This window comes from Solibacillus sp. FSL K6-1554 (assembly GCF_038005185.1).
Taxonomy (GTDB): Bacteria; Bacillota; Bacilli; order Bacillales_A; family Planococcaceae; genus Solibacillus; species Solibacillus silvestris.
The window spans coordinates 1,277,060-1,293,896 of the sequence record NZ_JBBOSS010000001.1 but is presented as its reverse complement, the minus strand read 5'-3'; the positions used below and the strand labels follow the sequence as shown (position 1 = coordinate 1,293,896).

At 37.2% G+C, this 16,837-nt stretch carries 15 protein-coding genes; 6 read left to right on the top strand and 9 right to left on the bottom strand.

Features of this window, described 5'->3' with window-relative positions; genetic code table 11:
- Positions 1–55 precede the first annotated feature (55 nt).
- Positions 56–946, top strand: coding sequence for an aldo/keto reductase (locus MHB58_RS06190; RefSeq protein WP_014824355.1), 891 nt, complete (start codon positions 56–58; stop codon positions 944–946).
- Positions 943–1,422 carry a VanZ family protein gene (locus tag MHB58_RS06185; protein WP_041865772.1) on the top strand — a complete coding sequence of 160 codons (480 nt, stop codon included), beginning with the start codon at positions 943–945 and terminating at the stop codon, positions 1,420–1,422. Before MHB58_RS06190 ends, MHB58_RS06185 begins: the two co-directional genes overlap by 4 nt.
- Positions 1,423–1,778: 356 nt before the next feature.
- Here MHB58_RS06185 and MHB58_RS06180 read toward each other — a convergent pair whose 3' ends face one another.
- Complete coding sequence (locus tag MHB58_RS06180; protein ID WP_014824357.1) at positions 1,779–2,033, bottom strand: YqkE family protein; 255 nt, start codon at positions 2,031–2,033, stop codon at positions 1,779–1,781.
- 21 nt (positions 2,034–2,054) lie between these two features.
- Positions 2,055–3,233, bottom strand: a complete 1,179-nt coding sequence (locus tag MHB58_RS06175; protein WP_014824358.1) for an acetyl-CoA C-acetyltransferase — start codon at positions 3,231–3,233, stop codon at positions 2,055–2,057.
- A gap of 172 nt (positions 3,234–3,405) precedes the next feature.
- On the opposite strand from MHB58_RS06175, the gene MHB58_RS06170 reads away from it, so the two are divergent.
- Together MHB58_RS06170 and MHB58_RS06165 are read left to right on the top strand one after the other, a co-directional pair.
- The gene (locus MHB58_RS06170) at positions 3,406–4,359 is read left to right on the top strand and encodes an alpha/beta hydrolase (RefSeq protein ID WP_014824359.1); all 954 of its coding nucleotides are present in this window, start codon (positions 3,406–3,408) and stop codon (positions 4,357–4,359) included.
- Positions 4,360–4,983: 624 nt separating this feature from the next.
- A complete protein-coding gene (locus tag MHB58_RS06165) occupies positions 4,984–5,313 on the top strand; it encodes a hypothetical protein (protein WP_197494740.1) in 330 nt (109 codons plus the stop codon).
- A 969-nt stretch (positions 5,314–6,282) separates the two neighbouring features.
- On the opposite strand, the gene MHB58_RS06160 is transcribed toward MHB58_RS06165, so the two are convergent.
- The 7 genes from MHB58_RS06160 to MHB58_RS06130 all read right to left on the bottom strand — a co-directional run bounded on the left by MHB58_RS06160 (position 6,283) and on the right by MHB58_RS06130 (position 14,800).
- A complete protein-coding gene (locus MHB58_RS06160) occupies positions 6,283–7,308 on the bottom strand; it encodes an LLM class flavin-dependent oxidoreductase (protein WP_014824360.1) in 1,026 nt (341 codons plus the stop codon).
- Between the two features lie 379 nt (positions 7,309–7,687).
- Positions 7,688–8,653: a TIGR03571 family LLM class oxidoreductase gene (locus MHB58_RS06155; protein WP_340734866.1), complete on the bottom strand. Its 966-nt coding sequence runs from the start codon at positions 8,651–8,653 to the stop codon at positions 7,688–7,690.
- 19 nt (positions 8,654–8,672) lie between these two features.
- Positions 8,673–8,996, bottom strand: a complete 324-nt coding sequence (locus tag MHB58_RS06150) for an ArsR/SmtB family transcription factor (protein WP_041865902.1) — start codon at positions 8,994–8,996, stop codon at positions 8,673–8,675.
- A gap of 955 nt (positions 8,997–9,951) precedes the next feature.
- Positions 9,952–11,040: a Ger(x)C family spore germination protein gene (locus MHB58_RS06145; protein WP_014824363.1), complete on the bottom strand. Its 1,089-nt coding sequence runs from the start codon at positions 11,038–11,040 to the stop codon at positions 9,952–9,954.
- 5 nt (positions 11,041–11,045) lie between these two features.
- Entirely contained in the window at positions 11,046–12,158 is a 1,113-nt protein-coding gene (locus tag MHB58_RS06140) for a GerAB/ArcD/ProY family transporter (RefSeq protein ID WP_065216989.1), read from the bottom strand.
- A gap of 4 nt (positions 12,159–12,162) precedes the next feature.
- Positions 12,163–13,644, bottom strand: a complete 1,482-nt coding sequence (locus MHB58_RS06135; RefSeq protein WP_014824365.1) for a spore germination protein — start codon at positions 13,642–13,644, stop codon at positions 12,163–12,165.
- A gap of 793 nt (positions 13,645–14,437) precedes the next feature.
- Complete coding sequence (locus MHB58_RS06130; RefSeq protein ID WP_014824366.1) at positions 14,438–14,800, bottom strand: winged helix-turn-helix transcriptional regulator; 363 nt, start codon at positions 14,798–14,800, stop codon at positions 14,438–14,440.
- A gap of 124 nt (positions 14,801–14,924) precedes the next feature.
- Between MHB58_RS06130 and gfa the strand changes: the two genes are divergently transcribed.
- Positions 14,925–15,503, top strand: coding sequence for an S-(hydroxymethyl)glutathione synthase (gene gfa / locus MHB58_RS06125; protein WP_014824367.1), 579 nt, complete (start codon positions 14,925–14,927; stop codon positions 15,501–15,503).
- Positions 15,504–15,721: 218 nt separating this feature from the next.
- A complete protein-coding gene (locus MHB58_RS06120) occupies positions 15,722–16,837 on the top strand; it encodes an S-(hydroxymethyl)glutathione dehydrogenase/class III alcohol dehydrogenase (RefSeq protein WP_014824368.1) in 1,116 nt (371 codons plus the stop codon).

Sequence of the window (16,837 nt, the reverse complement as noted above, 5' to 3'; positions counted from 1 at the left end):
CATTGTACCATTAGTAAGAGCTTTTCTAAAATATTGAACCAGGGAGGAAATTAAGATGAAAAAACGACAATTAGGTACAAGCAATCTTCATATTTCTGAAATTAGTCTAGGCTGTATGTCATTACCTCCAAATCCAGCAGAAGCAGAAGAGGTCATTCATGCTGCAATTGATGCAGGCATTAATTATTTTGATACCGCAGACCTGTATAATAAAGGAGAAAATGAAAAAGTTGTTGGCACTGCACTGAAACAACACCGCCACAATATTTACCTGGCATCAAAAGTCGGAAATCGTTGGGAAGAAGGAAAGGAAGGATGGGGCTGGGATACGTCCGCAAATTATATTAATAAAGCTTTACGTGACAGTCTGCAGCGTCTACAGACCGATTACCTGGACCTTTACCAGCTACATGGAGGAACGACTGAAGATAACTGGGAAGAAATTACCGACACATTTGAAAGCCTGAAAAAAGAAGGACTTATTCGCGAATATGGCATTTCCTCCATCCGGCCGAATGTGTTCATGCCATTTCTGCAAAACAGTGATGCAATCAGCAATATGATGCAGTTTAATATTTTTGATGAACGTGCAAGTGAATTCTTCGATTCGATTCAACAGACTGGCGCTTCTGTCGTAACACGCGGATCAATTGCAAAAGGCTTGCTGACAAATGAATGGCGCACACGCTTAAAGCCCTTTATGAGTTACGATGAAGCGGATGCAAACGATGTATTGCAGAAAATCGAACAGCAATTCGGCGATGTTCATGCAGCAGCCCTCGCTTTCAATTTACAGTATCCAACGGTTGCTTCAACAGTCATCGGTGCGCGTACACTTACACAACTGAAACAAAATCTGGATGCCTATGAAAAAGCGCAATTGCTGCAAAATATTTCGGAGATCGACAAATGGACGAAAACCGACCGTTACACTGAGCATAGATGAAAAAATGGATCGCTCTCGTCATTGTCGGGGTAATGGTGGTCATTGTCATGTCCAATATGAGCTATGAACAGCAAACGATTATTCCGGCGTTAAAAGACCTTTTAAAAGACAAGCCATTTGAAGCATGGTTAAGTCAATTTGAAATTCCTTATTGGGGAAAAATTATATCAGTCGAAACTCGCGGCTACTTTCAATTCCTTGAATTTCTTATTCGGAAAGCAACGCATTTTTTCGGCTACGGTTTATTAGCGGTTATAGTCTATATTTTGTATCGGAAACTGAAATGGCGCTTTGCAGTATTGCTTGCCTTTATTACTACCATACTGATCGCAAGTCTCGATGAATACCGCCAAAGTACGATTCCGGGTCGCAGCGGCCTCGTTGAAGATGTCGTACTCGATGCATGTGGCGCACTGACATTGTTAGTGTTGGCAAAACTTATTCTTGTTGTATTTAAAAAAGTAGGTAGGACATAAACAAAAGCCATTTTTCTCCGGGAGAAAAATGGCTTTTTGCTGTGCTTAAAAATTGATTTCCATTCCGGGACGCTTTCCGCGGGCGTGAGGCCAACAGGATGTTGGTCACAAAAGCGTTGCCACAGGAGGTGGCGTTCTTAGCTTTTGTTCCTAGTCTCAGGCGTCACGCTATTCCCGCAGGAAGCTTTGCTTGTAGCGAAAGGCGTAGCCGTCAGCTACACTCGCCCTCCATTCCAATCAATTTTATAAAATATCCGTTTCTTAATAAGGATTATCTCCTTATCTAATAAAATCTTTGTTCTTTCTCAACATCTTACAAATATATTAAGCTTCTATCGGGCCGTTTCGGATAACCGTTAAAATTTTGAACCTTTATCACCGTATTGATTTAACAGTTCTTCAAAGCTCATATTTTTTTCGCGTTGTTTGCGTTCGAATGCTGCTTTTGCCAGACGTTCTTCCTCTTTCGCCTTTTCGTCTGCCACCATTTCCTGCTTCGCTGCCTTTAGCTTGGCCAATACATCGCCGCCTAGCTGATCGGCCAATGTTACCGCCTTATCCTTTGGAAGCTCGAATTCATTCGTCGTTCTTTGCTGTTTCTTTTTTGCCATTATTTTCACCTACAATTAATTTTAGCGTTGTACAATTGTTGCAACACCCTGTCCCCCACCAATACATAAAGTTGCAAGACCTAATTTTGCATCTTGTTTTTGCATTTCATGTAACAAAGTAACTAAAATACGTGTTCCGCTTGCCCCAATTGGGTGACCAAGAGCAATTGCCCCGCCATTTACATTTAGTTTATCATGATTGAACGCCAATTCGCGATCAACTGCAATCGCCTGTGCTGCAAACGCTTCATTCGCTTCAATTAAATCCATTTCATCCAATGTTACATTCGCTTTCGCCAAGACTTTTTTGACCGCTGTTACCGGTCCGATCCCCATCACAGAAGGATCAACCCCAGCGCTCGCATTTGCGACGATTGTAGCCAGTGGTGTAAGGCCTAATTCAAAAGCCCGCTGCTTTGACATAACAACAACCGCTGCAGCTCCGTCGTTAATACCTGAAGCGTTCCCTGCAGTAACCGAACCTTCTTTCTTGAAAGCAGGTCGTAATCCGCTTAATTTTTCTGCTGTTGTTCCATGTTTCACATATTCATCTTGTGTAAATAGAATCGGATCCCCTTTACGTTGAGGAATTTCTACCGGTACAATTTCTTCAGCAAATTTATTTGCAGAAATCGCCTCAGATGCACGAGCCTGTGATCGTGCTGCAAATTCATCCTGTTCCTGACGCGAAATGTTATATTGATCACACAGGTTTTCAGCAGTGATCCCCATATGATAATCATTAAATGCACACCATAAGCCATCCTGAATTAATGTATCGACAATTTTTTGATCGCCCATGCGGAAACCTTCTCTTGCATTTCGCATAATATATGGTGCTTGACTCATATTTTCAAAGCCTCCAGCGACAACAACATCTGCATCCCCGGCAATGATTGCTTGTGCTGCTAAATGAACGGCCTTTAAGCCTGAACCACATACTTTATTAATTGTCATCGCTGGAACGGTGTATGGAAGACCAGCCTGAATACTTGCCTGTCTTGCCGGGTTTTGACCTAAACCTGCTGCGAGAACATTCCCCATAATCACCTCATCAACTGTCGTCGGATCTAATTGAACCCGATTTAACGCTTCTTTTATTACGATACTCCCTAAAGTCGGAGCTGAAATATCTTTTAATGCCCCCTGAAAAGCACCAATTGGCGTACGTACTGCACTTACTATTACAACTTCTGTCATGAATATATCCCCCTTTATTGTGAATGGTCCCTTTGTGAGCAAATGAGCTTACAAAGATTTTATCAAATATTTCGTATTTTTCACACAAAAGTTTCCAATAGTAAATAGATACATATTAGTTGATTTATCACAATAATTCATCAAATATTAAATTAATTAAGGAGTGATTTTCATGAAAAAACGTACACTGTTTTTATCTGGCAGTATTGTAACAACGCTGCTGGCAGCTGCTACAACGATCACTGGTGTCGTGATGACAAATCACATTATGTATATAAAGAAAAAGGACGATGCTTTCATCCGTGAACGTGAAATAGCGGCAAAACGCTTTGACGAAGCATGGTTTGAAGGCTGTCCAAAAGAAATTTTAACGATTGATTCCCCAAATGGCTATACAATAAGCGGCATCTATTTAAAACCTCTGGAAACGAAAAATACAGTGATTATCTGTCATGGTGTCACAGAAAATAAAATCAACTCGATGCGCTATGCCCGTATGTTTGAACGTCTTGGTTTTAATGCATTTGTGTACGATCATCGCCGTCACGGAGAATCACAAGGGAAAACAACAAGTTACGGCCATTATGAAAAATACGATTTACAGGCAGCAGTTGAGACAATCCGAACTATTACCGGTGAAGACGCCCTGCTAGGTATTCACGGAGAATCAATGGGTGCGGCTACAACCCTGCTCTATGCAGGTACGCTGGCCGATAATGCAGATTTCTATGTTTCCGACTGTGCTTTTTCAAACTTCCCAGAACTATTAAAGCGGATTTTTGAAAGTGTTGTACCAATTGATTCGAAATATACACTCCCTTTTGCCGACTTTTTCATGCGGATTCGCGATGGCTATTCTGTTAAAGAAGTGATGCCGATTGATGCAGTGAAACACATTCAAAAACCTGTCCTCTTTATTCACAGTACACCGGATGATTTCATTCCTTCCTCTATGACCGAAGAACTGTACGAACAAAAACCTGAACCTAAAATGCTGAAACTGTTTGAAAAAGGAGAGCATGCGAAATCATTCAATGATAACCCAGGTGATTATGAGCAAACGGTTGCCAAGTTCTTGCACGACTATGTACCGGCATACCGCAATATAACGGATTCTTTACTATAAAGGTAATAAGAATTTGGGACATAATTCAAACTTGCCACTTTTCTCCAATAGAAAAGTGGCAAGTTTTTGCTATGCTTAAAAATTGATTTCCATTCCGGGACGCTTTCCGCGGGCACGGCCTGAGCCTGTAGTCTCAGGCGTCGTGCTATTCCCGCAGGAAGCTTGCTTGTAGCGAAAGGCGTAGCCGTCAGCTAATGTTTTCACAGTGCGAAAGGTGAAACCGTCAGCACGAACACTCGCCCTCCATTCCAATCAATTTTATAAAGTATCCGTTTCTTAATAAGGATTTTCTCCTTATTTAATGAAATTTCTACTTCTGTCCCAACCTCACTTAGTTGAGGGACGGGAACTAATTCCCCTTATTCATCCCCCGCCCAAACAAAAAAGCCCCCATACTCTGTAAGATTAAGTACAAGTAATGGTACATTAAATCTTATTCAGTAGTGTTTCTTTTAAAATGTTACACATTAAATAAAAATGCACATTATTATAGCAATTTTAGTAATGTGCTTTTTATTTTTATTAACTTTTTCATGTACATTTGTTAAAAGGTTAAACACTTTACAATGACTAAGAAAGATATTAATGTAGGAACATACATTCTTATATAAGGGGGGAGAATAATTGTATTGGTTTGAGTATTGTCCGAAGCATATTGAGAGTAAATATCAGTTACTTGTCTTTAAAGATAACCAGCCATTTATTCCTTTGACGGATTATTATCATGATTGTTTAGGGAGAATTGATAAAAGCTCTGCAATATCATATTTGAATTGTTTCCTTCCGTTTTTTAAATGGTTGGAGAAAGAAAGTAACTATCAAGGAAACAGAGTGCAATGGAATGATTCAGAAGAGAAAATACGTGTTGTGGTTGAAGATTATTTGATGCATGAAATGAAGTGTAAGATTCGTGATAAAGACACAAGACACCTTTCGTTTTGTAAATTTAACTAACAAGAGTCCTAACACAATCAGTCGATTTTTATCAGCATTAAAATCATTATACAAATCTATGATACGGTTAAAACAGTATCCGTATAGTAACTTTTTATGCCCCTTTTCCTTAAGAACTAGGGTATCTACACTTACGTTTTGAAGACTAATTCGCCACTTTCTTATTGTACCTGGAGTAGGTAAATTAAAATGAACTGCAGTCTCTATATCAGACAACCTATTCTCGTTCATATAATTGAGTATATATAGTTTATCTTCAACAGAATAACGTGTATAGCTCTTTTTTAAGGATTCTGGTCCATGAAGATGATATTTTCCAATCCAGAAATGTATCAATTCAGTATTAGTAAAATTAAGTGATTTAGCAATTGAAGTAATACCTTCATCACCTTTTTCAACACGATAAATCGTATCCAGTTTTTGTTCAAAAGTAATCCTTGTCATATAAAAAGCACCTCCAAATGATAGATTTGTGTCTAACATTTGGGGTGCAGTTCATTCAAGAAAAGCGCCCAATTGTTGCATAAGGGTGGCATCAGATTTTACTCTAATACTCAATAAAGAAGGGAAACCACTAAGATGGTTTCCCTTTAAAATGTTCCGCCTTTTTTAGTATAAACTATATTTTTATACTTGCTGAGCAAGGACAATTATCATCACGATTCCCATTTTTTGTAGAACAATTCAAGGAAGCAGAGATGGGATTAGAAAAGTAAACTCCATATATAATAGGAAGCCAGCCAGGGATGCCAGTATAGTACTCCCACATTTTATCAGAAATAGCCAGTTCTCTTTGATCATTTTGGATTCATCTTTTTTTCTCCTTTTGTTTACATCAAGTTTGTTAAAGGGTTTTGCAAATGGTTTACATAGACTACAAAATTTCTTTGACAAGAACTTTTTTATATTCTATACAAAAAAATTACAGAATACCTTAAAAGCTTGCCATAAGGATCGGCCAGTTTTGACCTATTTTAGCTGAGTAATTTCTGCCAATATTTCATAGGAATGGAGGCGTGCCTTATGATCGTAAACCTGGGCGATTGCCATGATTTCATCGGCTTGACTTTCATCCAGAAATTTTTCCAGCTTTTCTTTTACGGTTAAAGGACTGCCGACAATCGAAGTTCCTAATTGATTCTCAAGGGCAGCTATTTCATAGTCTCTCGCTAAACTATTAATATTATCCACTGGCGGCTGCAATGGGACTTCCTTCCCGCGCATCAAATTCAAGAACTGCTGTTGCAAAGTTGTAGCGAGCCGCTCAGCTTCCTGATCTGTATCGGCCGCAATGATGTTTAGTCCTACCATTGCATGCGGCTTATCCAGAATTTTAGAAGGCTTAAACGAACGGCGGTACAGCTGGATAGCCGGCAGTGTGTTATGCGGCGAGAAATGGCTCGCAAATGCAAACGGCAGTCCAAGCTCTCCCGCCAGCTGGGCACTGTATCCGCTCGAACCTAACAGCCAAATAGGTATGTTCAATCCCTCACCCGGAATTGCTTTAACATGATTATGTCCTTGTGCCAGGGAAGGGGCAAAGTAATTCCGGAGCTCAGCCAGCTGCTCAGGGAAATCTTCTCCTGAACTTCTCAAGTCCCGTCTTAATGCACGTGCAGTAAGCTGATCAGTGCCTGGTGCACGGCCCAAGCCAAGATCAATACGTCCTGGAAATAATGTTTCCAGAGTCCCAAATTGCTCAGCAATAACAAGAGGTGCATGATTCGGCAGCATAATACCGCCTGAACCTACCCGGATTTTTGATGTACCTGCTGCAACATGGGAAATGACTACCGATGTTGCAGAGCTGGCAATAAACGGCATATTATGATGCTCAGCGAGCCAATATCGGTTATACCCCAGCTTTTCAGCGAGCTGGGCTAGCTCCAAAGTATTGCGAAAAGAGTCTGCCGGCGTACTTCCATCTGTAATTGGAGACAGATCCAGGACCGAGAATGGAATTTCCGTAATTTGTTTTGTATCATTTTCAGGCATATGCTCATCTTCTTCCTTTAAAATTTCGTTTCAATCCTATAAATGAATTTACAGGTTGTATTCTTTGTCTTCTTTTATTGCCTAAATCTAAATCACATTGATTTAACTGATTTAATATCTGCAGAAAATACATCCTTTATTAGACTAGACACTGTTTAATTTAATGCAGCTTGAGCAAAAATTGAGCTCGCCATTCCTGCCCAATTATGATGTTCAGCAAGCCAAAACCGTTTATATCCCCACTGCTCTGTTTTCTTTGCTAGATTAAGCGTGTTTTAAAGGGAAAGTTCGGCTGATCCCCCCGACAATAGGGGGAGGAATCTAGTACTGAAAGTTCTATTTTCTTTGTCATCATTCATCCTCCTTTTATACAATTTAATTAAAGCTGGCCAGCACCTTTATGGGTTGGAAAGTGGGGTAAAACAAATTCTCCAAGTTCCTGGATTACTTCCTCTGGAGGGCGCTTGGAAAAATAAAGAACAAACGCCAAATGGTTGACACCAATCTCGTGAAATTGATGAAGCAGATCAATTAAACGGTTTCTTCCCACGGAATAGCCTAAGGGTATGGAGACTGGCATTTCATCGGGATTTTCCAATAAATTGATAAACAAGCTTTGAGAGAAGGGTTTAAACTCTCCCGGAGCATGAACTTCAGTTAAAGCACGATAATCCTGGATAAGCTGTGCCTGTTGAATAATGCTTCTTGGGTATTGAAGCCACCCATCACCATTCCCGGCTATCCAATTTATAGATTGATTGCTAAATCCGGTCACCATGGTCGGAATCGAAGATACAGGCTTTGGGAATAACCTCATATCTGTGCCATCGATCAGTCCAGCGGGGGTGTGGATTGTCGGTTGATCCTCCTTTAACAGACGTTCGAGAATTTCGAAATTTCCCTTAAATAGTTGACCACTTTCTTGCTTAGATATCCCTAAAGCTGTAAAATCTTTTTCCCTGTCCCCTGATGCCACTCCCATAATCAATCGACCTGGAAATAATCGATCGATTGATGCAGCTTCCTTGGCTACCCTGACGGGGTGGCGCAAAGGGAGAACTACACTTCCTGTCACTAACGCAATGTGCTTCGTATAGGCTGCAAGATACGTTAAATAAATCCATAAATCGTACATTTGGCCGTTATCATCAACATTCAAATTCTGTATTGTAATATCACGGAGCCATAATGAAGCAAAGCCATATTCCTCAATTTTACTGGCCAGCTCCAGCTGATTTTCCATAATTGGATTTTTAGACATCCTGGCAGTCGGAAGGACAAATCCGAGTGTCATTTTGTCTTTCTGGTACATGCTATTATAGGCATGATGATGTTGAAAACTCACTCTTGGTCCTCCTTAAAGGTTATATTTTTAAGCTTATATACTTTTCAAACTGTTTAATCGTTTCCTCATTCCGTCGATAATAAGTCCATTGTCCGATTCGTTTCATTTCCACCAGTCCGCTTTGCAATAGGATAGATAAATACTGGGAGGTAGTGGACTGTGATAATCCTACTTTGCTGTGAATATCACTAACACAAACCCCGCCATCAAAGCCCTTTTCTTTGATGACATGGGCCTGCGGAGAAAAATTATTATCAGGTTCTTTCAACATTAGCAGAATATTTACTCTTATTTGATTTGACAGAGCCTTGAATATTTCAACTGCCTGTTCGTCATTTATCAGATTTGATTCACGATTCAACGCTGCCCGCCTCTTTCTGATTTTATTAGTATCTATTTTGCTTGGAATGCGTATAAATTAATCGAACGAAAGAATATCGATACTTTCCGATATTTCTATATATTAATTTCCTTTATACCCAAAATCAAATTTTATGCTTTAGACAGGCCTAGGAAACGGTTTTAAAGGAACTAAACAAATCAGCTTAGGGTTGGGCAATAATTAATGCTACCAAACGACGTTTGGGGAACTTTATTTCTTTCATCGATTGCTTTCAAAAATTAAAATGAATTATAATTTAAATAAATCTTGAGTTGCTTGGAGTTACAATATAATAACGTTCCCAAATCAAAGTTTTGGAGTACAAATAAAAAGACTAACTTTGATGTAACAGCGTTAGTCTCTTTTTAGAGTAACTTTATTTATACAAATTTTTATACAGGTAGCATAAACAGTTGAAATAGCTGCATTCATCCTAGCAGAGCTTATTCATAAATTTGCATAAAAACTTGTAGAACATATTTCTTATCGATCAAGTGTTATTCAATAATCTGGCCCTATAACAGAAAAACGCGATCTTCTTATGGAAGAATCGCGCCCGATTGCTTAAATAAAAGATATACACAAATTTTGTATCGTCCTTACTCAAGTTAGTTATTGGAAATTATTTTTCCTCGGTTTATACTTATCGAGAATAATGACAGTGTCTTCTAACATCTCAAATATCAATTTAACTGCTTAGCGAGGACTTTCCGATATACATTATTAATAACTTGGTAAATTATGCGAGCTTTTTCACATACGACCAGTTATTTAAGTATTCAAAACAAGAAATTAAAACTTTATTCAAATTACAAAAAGTGATAGATTGTAAATAAAATGCCCTAAAATCGTTAGATTCTAGGGCATTTTGTTTACGTTATAAGTTATTCAATAGGAAAAATTAAAGGTTTTACCTTTATGAATTTGCATCCGTCAAAGGATCAATATTTATATTGTATTTTACTTTAATGTCCATCTCCTCAAACAATTCAATCCATTTTTTTTCTTCCATTGGTTTTGAGAATGGTCTTTTTGTTTTTACGCCAAGCTGTAATGGATCCACTCTCAATTCTTGCATGTTTTTAAATAGTTCATGTGTTTGTTTTTCAAGATGGGTTTCGATATCTTCTTTCATATTTTCTAACTCCTTTGGGTCAAATAATTGTTTCTCTCCCCGGTATTCCTCAATCCTAGTGTCTATATTCAAGGTATAGGTCATTGTAGAGTAGCTGCTATCGATATCTACTATTATTTTAGATCTAACATGACCCAGTACAACTTCAAATTCTGAAATCGGTAAAATGTCTAAGTAGTGATTGTTGTTTATCAACTGGAAGATACGATCATCAAAAGATGAAATAGTTTCAACTAGCTTGTCATCTTGAAACAAGGCTGTACCTTCATAGTTGACCCCATCCTCTTGTATTTTGAATACAGGCAAGAAAGGATCTGAATAAGGAGAATAGAGCAAATGCTTAAATTGATGAAGATTAATGACAGTTAATTCTCCTTGACTTTTTTCCTCATAATGCTTCAGCATTCGATAAAACGAGTAATCAAAGTTTTCATCTTTGTCCAATTGACTTTCTAAGTATTTTTCGAAATTTCCTTTTACGATAACTAAATAAATTCTCAAAGGAATATCCGGATCAGTCAATATTACATTTATAATGGACATAATCCCCTCTTTTGCAAGTTCATCACTAATTAACAGCATCCGCATTTGTCCGGATTTAACTTCCTGGTAGAAGTTTAAGTTGTACTTCTGTACTCCCTCCTTTAATAAGCTGACTTCTTGCGACATAACATTCTTATTTTTTTTACTTAGAGAAGGCAAAATTGTACTAACTTTTAATTTCCCATTATCCCCCTTACTAATTGACAAAAAAGTAATGGGAGAAATCTCTTCAATAAGGTTATTTTCGGTAAAAGGGGCACAGCCAGCTAACCAAATTGTCATAAAAAGGAGTGTCGATCTTTTAAATATCTTTTTATATAGACACATGTTTTTTAACCCCCCTTTTTTTTCATTACTAAAACAATAACAAGTGGAACAAGAAAATAGCTTAGGCTTCCAGCTATAATTTGAAGATTAAGTAAAAAGTTCTGCTTCTCCCAGGGTTTCCAAAATAATTCATTCAAAAGAACCATGCCGATAAAAATAAGGAATACACTGAATAATAAACCTTTTCCACTGGACGGCTTGCTCATTTTACCAAAAGCTATTTTAGATGCTCCATAAAACAATAGTAGAAATAGAGAAACCGCAAAAACTAAGTTAAATAATTCAAAGGAAAGCATGATCATATCAATTCGTTCAAACACTGGGTTTTGAAAATAACGGGCCATATTAATAATTGGATATTGACTTTTACTTAAATAATTAGAACCGAAATAAAGTAGGGATGCTATAAATAGGAATACATACTCTACAACGGTGAGAGCGTTACCGTATGACAAATAGCGAAAGGTTTTATTGTTTGTTTTAAGCCATGGTCCCAAAAATACCAGAAATTCCGGACCAGAATAGGAAGACAAAATTAAAAAAAAAGCCTTCCAATTTTCTACTTTCCACTCCATTGGAATAAGTGGATACAAATCACTGAGTTGAGCTATTGGAGGAAAGAAGAAAAAAACGAAAAATGTAATCATCCAAAATGTACTGAAAAAAGAAATTAACACAAAACGAATGGTATGTTCAATGCCCTTAGCTGCGACATAAAAACAGAACAACAAAATAAAAAAGACAAGAAAATTTGTATCTGTTGATGGAAGCATAAATGTTTGAACAATTTCGCTGAATCCTAAGGTTATGACGGAAAGTTTAAGTAGAATAAAGAACAATCCGATGAAAGAGAGAAACCGTACCAGTTTTTTTCCAAACAATTGGACAAATCCATTATATCCATTGCTAGATAATCGGGATGAAAGCCACTTAGATAAAAGAAGAAGGTTTAGTTGGGATAATATCCCGACAGCTATAAGCACCCAAATCATATATGGATTGATCAAGATATTTGGCATAATAAGAAAAAAGTATAGCATTTGGAGGCGATTTACCAACAACATGGCATAGAGCCCATTATAGGTTACATTCTTTTCAAATAATTGGTGGGTTTCCATCAAGTCATCTCCTAGTTTTATATCTCTTCAGTTTTAGAGGTTTAAGATGCTCTGGACGTTCCAACATTTTGACTAATGGTCCTCGAATGAATAAGTCAATCCAATCCTTTCTAAAGAAAGGGGAAACTGGTGAAAAATAGGGTTGCTTGATTGATGACAAGCTATTAAGATGGGCTAAAATAGCAATAATTCCTAGTGCAATCCCAATTAACCCAAATAAAGAAGAAAAAACAAGAAGCATCAATTGCATTAATGAATTTGCTTTTGTCATAAGGTAATTGGGAATAAGAAAGGAAGCTATCGTCGAGATCCCAACCATGACAATTAATACGTTGCTAGCGAATCCAGCCTCAACAGCCGCTTGACCAACTACAATACCACCAATAACCCCAAGTGTTTGACCTGTTTTTGTAGGCATCCTTAAACTTGCTTCTCTTATGATTTCAATAAAAATTAACATGATAAATGCTTCCCAAAAAGGAGTGAAAGGAAGCTTGCTCCTTGAGTCGACCAAGACCAGAAGGGTTTGTAAAGGAATCATTTGATAGTGATGAGTTGTCAATGCCACATAGAAAGGAATCAATGTGATTGACAGAACAAAACTGACATATCGGATGATGCGCAAAAAACTGGCAACTACCCATCGATTAATATAGTCCTCGGGTGATTGGAACAAATGGAAAAAAGTAATGGGTGCAACAAGAGCAAATGGTGTATTATCTACCAGAAGGGTGATTTTTCCTAATCCCAGAGAATAAGCAACTACATCAGGCCGGTCAGTTTGCTGAAACTGAGGAAAAATACTGTTTTGATGTTCCTCCATGAATGCCGCAACTTGAGAGGAGTCAAAGAAGAGATCAAAATTAATTTCAGAAATCTTCTCTTTGACTGTTGAAACAAAATCTGGATTAGTCAGCCCCTCTATGTACATTAAAACAACACTTGTCTCACTCATAGAACCGACAATAAACTTCTCTGCTTTCAGTTCATGTATGGGGAGTCGTCTTCGAATAAGCGTAATATTTTGTTCCACTTGTTCACTAAAGCTGTCCTTTGCTCCGAACAGGATGGTTTCAGTTTCGGAAGTTTCAATGGCACGTCCAAGAGGATTTTTTAATGGCACAGCTAACCAAAGGTTTTGCGAAGAATCAAATAACAAAATGGACCCTGAAAACAACTGTTTTATTGCCTCTATAAAAATAGGAATGTGAATAATTGAGGAATTCACAATGCAATCTTGAATAGACGGTTTGGAACAATTAGTTAAAGGTTTTATAATGCTTTCATTTAATTTTTCTTGATCAATGAGAGTTCGTATATAAACAAGATGAATTTTTCGAATATCGGAAATGTCAAATTCCACAAATTCTGCATCATCCATTTGAACGAGGCTTTTTTTCAGAGCTTCTATCGATAATTCTGATTCAGTTATTGATTGAGCAACAAGCTTACTTTCAATTTGTTTTTTTTTCCAAAACACGTACATCCTACCCCTCTAATCTCTAGTCGCACTTAAATATTCCATATTTATACACATTATTAGCCATTTAATTTTAAAATATACATAATACGTAGAGGAGCATAAGACCTTAGAGGAACAAAGGCAATTCATAATAGATTAGGCCTTCTTCATCTTAATAGATTGTTATAATAAGGAAGTGTCAAAAGCTAACTGTAGCTTTGGATGCTCTTTTTTGTCCAAAACATGAATCTACTAGCCCTGGAGTTAAAATTGATATGAATAACAAAGATATAGCAGGATTTAAAACAATTTAAGTTGAATAACGATTTTTCGGAAATATATTACATATTGTTTATATCAAGTGAGAAAACAGGGAGAACTGTTGCCTCAACAATGGTCTTCCTTATATGTCTTATATGGATGGCGGTACACTACTGCCGCTGTGACGGTTTATACCTTGTGAAACGCGGAATATTACATATTATGAATGTTATTCAATAATATGGCCCGATTGTTGAAAACTGCATTCCATACAGGTTTTTTATCAAACTTTTTTATAAATGATCGAACTTAATTATAAATTATCAATCTTTATTTAAAGACCACATTTTAACATGCATTCAGAATGAACCGATATACTAGAGAATATTTTTTAATTCAAAAACCACAAAATGCTATATAACAGCATTTTGTGGTTTCGCTCATTTATATGTTTCGATACATTGATAACAAAAGGTACAAAATTTAGCATTTAAAATGCTTGTTCTTATATGTCCAAAATATCTCATATTAGAACTGATTTAGATTACCATTAGCTTCATTCCTCCGGTTCCTTATCAGTTGTGTTGTCTACAAACTCACTAAAACTATCTCCCCAATCACATATGGCAGTTACTACGTGTTCTAAACGATGTCCAATTTCACTAAGTTTATAATCAACCTTTGGAGGGACTACTGGATAAATACATCTGGTAATTATTTTATCGTCTTCTAATTCTCTTAATTGTCTAATTAACATGCGTTGATTCACATCAGGAAGCTTTTTTTGTATTTCACTTAATCTCAATGGGGATTGATTCAACAAACACCATATAATAGATATTTTCCACCGACCTCCTATTACGGATAGAGCTAAATCTTTCCCAGTGAAAAATTCCTTATCTTTATAATGAATAACCATAAAATTTGTGGTCCCTTCTGTAAAAAAGTTTATAATGACAAATACGTCAGTATTGTAATATTTATTATAGAGAGTAATCTTAGTGGTGTAAACAATTAAAAACAGAAAGAAGGTATATTATTTTATGACAAAAGTTTCACTTCATCCAAGATTAGATAACGAATATCACTATCAAGAAGACTCAAATTTTTCTGGTGGAACATTAAAATGCTTATGTGAAAATAACCCTGTAGAAGTAGCGGTGACAGCCCAAACAATGCATAACCATGCATGTGGTTGTTCTAAATGCTGGAAACCAGAGGGAGCTATTTTCTCACTTGTTGCCGTTGTAGGTAAAGATAATGTTAAGGTACTAAGCAATGAGGATAAATTAAAAGTGATTGATGAATCAGCAGTAATTCAACGCCATGCTTGTAAAGATTGCGGTACCCATTTATTTGGAAGAATTGAAAATGAAGACCATGCATTTTATGGATTAGATTTTGTACACACAGAATTATCTAATGAAAATGGCTGGTCGGTGCCTCAATTTGCAGCATTTGTTTCTTCTGTAATTGAGACAGGAACACCAGCTTCAAAAATGAATGATGTTAGAAATGCTTTACACAATATAGGTTTACCTACCTATGATTCTTTGTCACCTGAGTTAATGGATGTGCTTTCAATCCAAACAGCTAAATTAAAAGGGACATACAGAGATTAGACCATAGTAAATATTAGAAGTACCTCATTCAGAAAATGAATATTTCTGAATGAGGTATTTTTCACCCCATTTTATAGATATAAATTGCCCCATCTTTCTAAATGGTGTTCGATATAAATTTATGTCTATAGTGACAAAAAAGTCAGTATTGTATTGTATGTGGTGGTATGTAATTATGAGGAATGTAAGAAATAGAAAAACAGAAAGAAGGGATTCATTTGAAAAGTAGAGCTGCTGTTGCATTTAATCCAGGAGAACCACTTCAAATTGTAGAAATCGATGTAGAAGAGCCAAAAGCGAAAGAGGTATTAGTAAAAATTCTGTATACTTCTGTCTGTCATACAGATGCTTTTACCTTATCAGGTAATGATCCAGAGGGCGTATTTCCTGCCGTACTAGGTCATGAAGGTGCTGGCGTGGTCGTTGCTGTAGGAGATGAAGTGACTTTAGTAAAACCGGGAGATCATGTTATTCCACTATACACGGCTGAATGTGGAGAATGTAAATTCTGTCGTTCTGGCAAAACAAACTTATGTAGTGCCGTACGAGAAACGCAAGGTAAAGGTTTAATGCCTGATGGGACAACTCGCTTTTCTTATAATGGAGAGCCTATTTATCATTACATGGGCACAAGTACATTTAGTGAATATACAGTCGTTCCCGAAATCTCTTTGGCGAAAATTGACAAAGAAGCGCCACTTGATAAAGTTGGACTATTTGGTTGTGGCGTGACTACAGGGATTGGTGCCGTACACAACACTGCAAAAGTAGAAGAAGGAGCTGTGACAGCCGTCTTTGGTTTAGGTGCCATTGGCTTAGCTGCTATTCAAGGATTGGTTCAAGCAAAAGCAAGCCGAATTATTGCTGTAGACTTAAATGAGGATAAATTTGAATTAGCGAAAAAAATGGGCGCAACTGATTTTGTAAATCCTTCTAAATTTGATAAACCAATTCAAGAAGTCATTGTTGAAATGACGGATGGAGGCGTAGATTACAGTTTCGAATGCATTGGTAATGTAGAAGTAATGAAATCAGCTTTGGAAGCATGTCATAAAGGTTGGGGCGAAAGTGTTATTATCGGTGTAGCTGGCGCTGGTAAAGAAATTCATACTCGCCCATTCCAATTAGTAACAGGTCGAGTATGGCGTGGTTCTGCCTTTGGTGGCGTAAAAGGAAGAACACAACTTCCAGGAATGGTTGAAGATTATATGAACGGTAAAATCGATATCGATTCATTTATCACACACCATTTAAACTTTACAGACATCAATGAGGCATTTGAGTTGCTTCATAAGGGTGAGTCTATCCGTACAATGTTAACATATGGAGAGTGA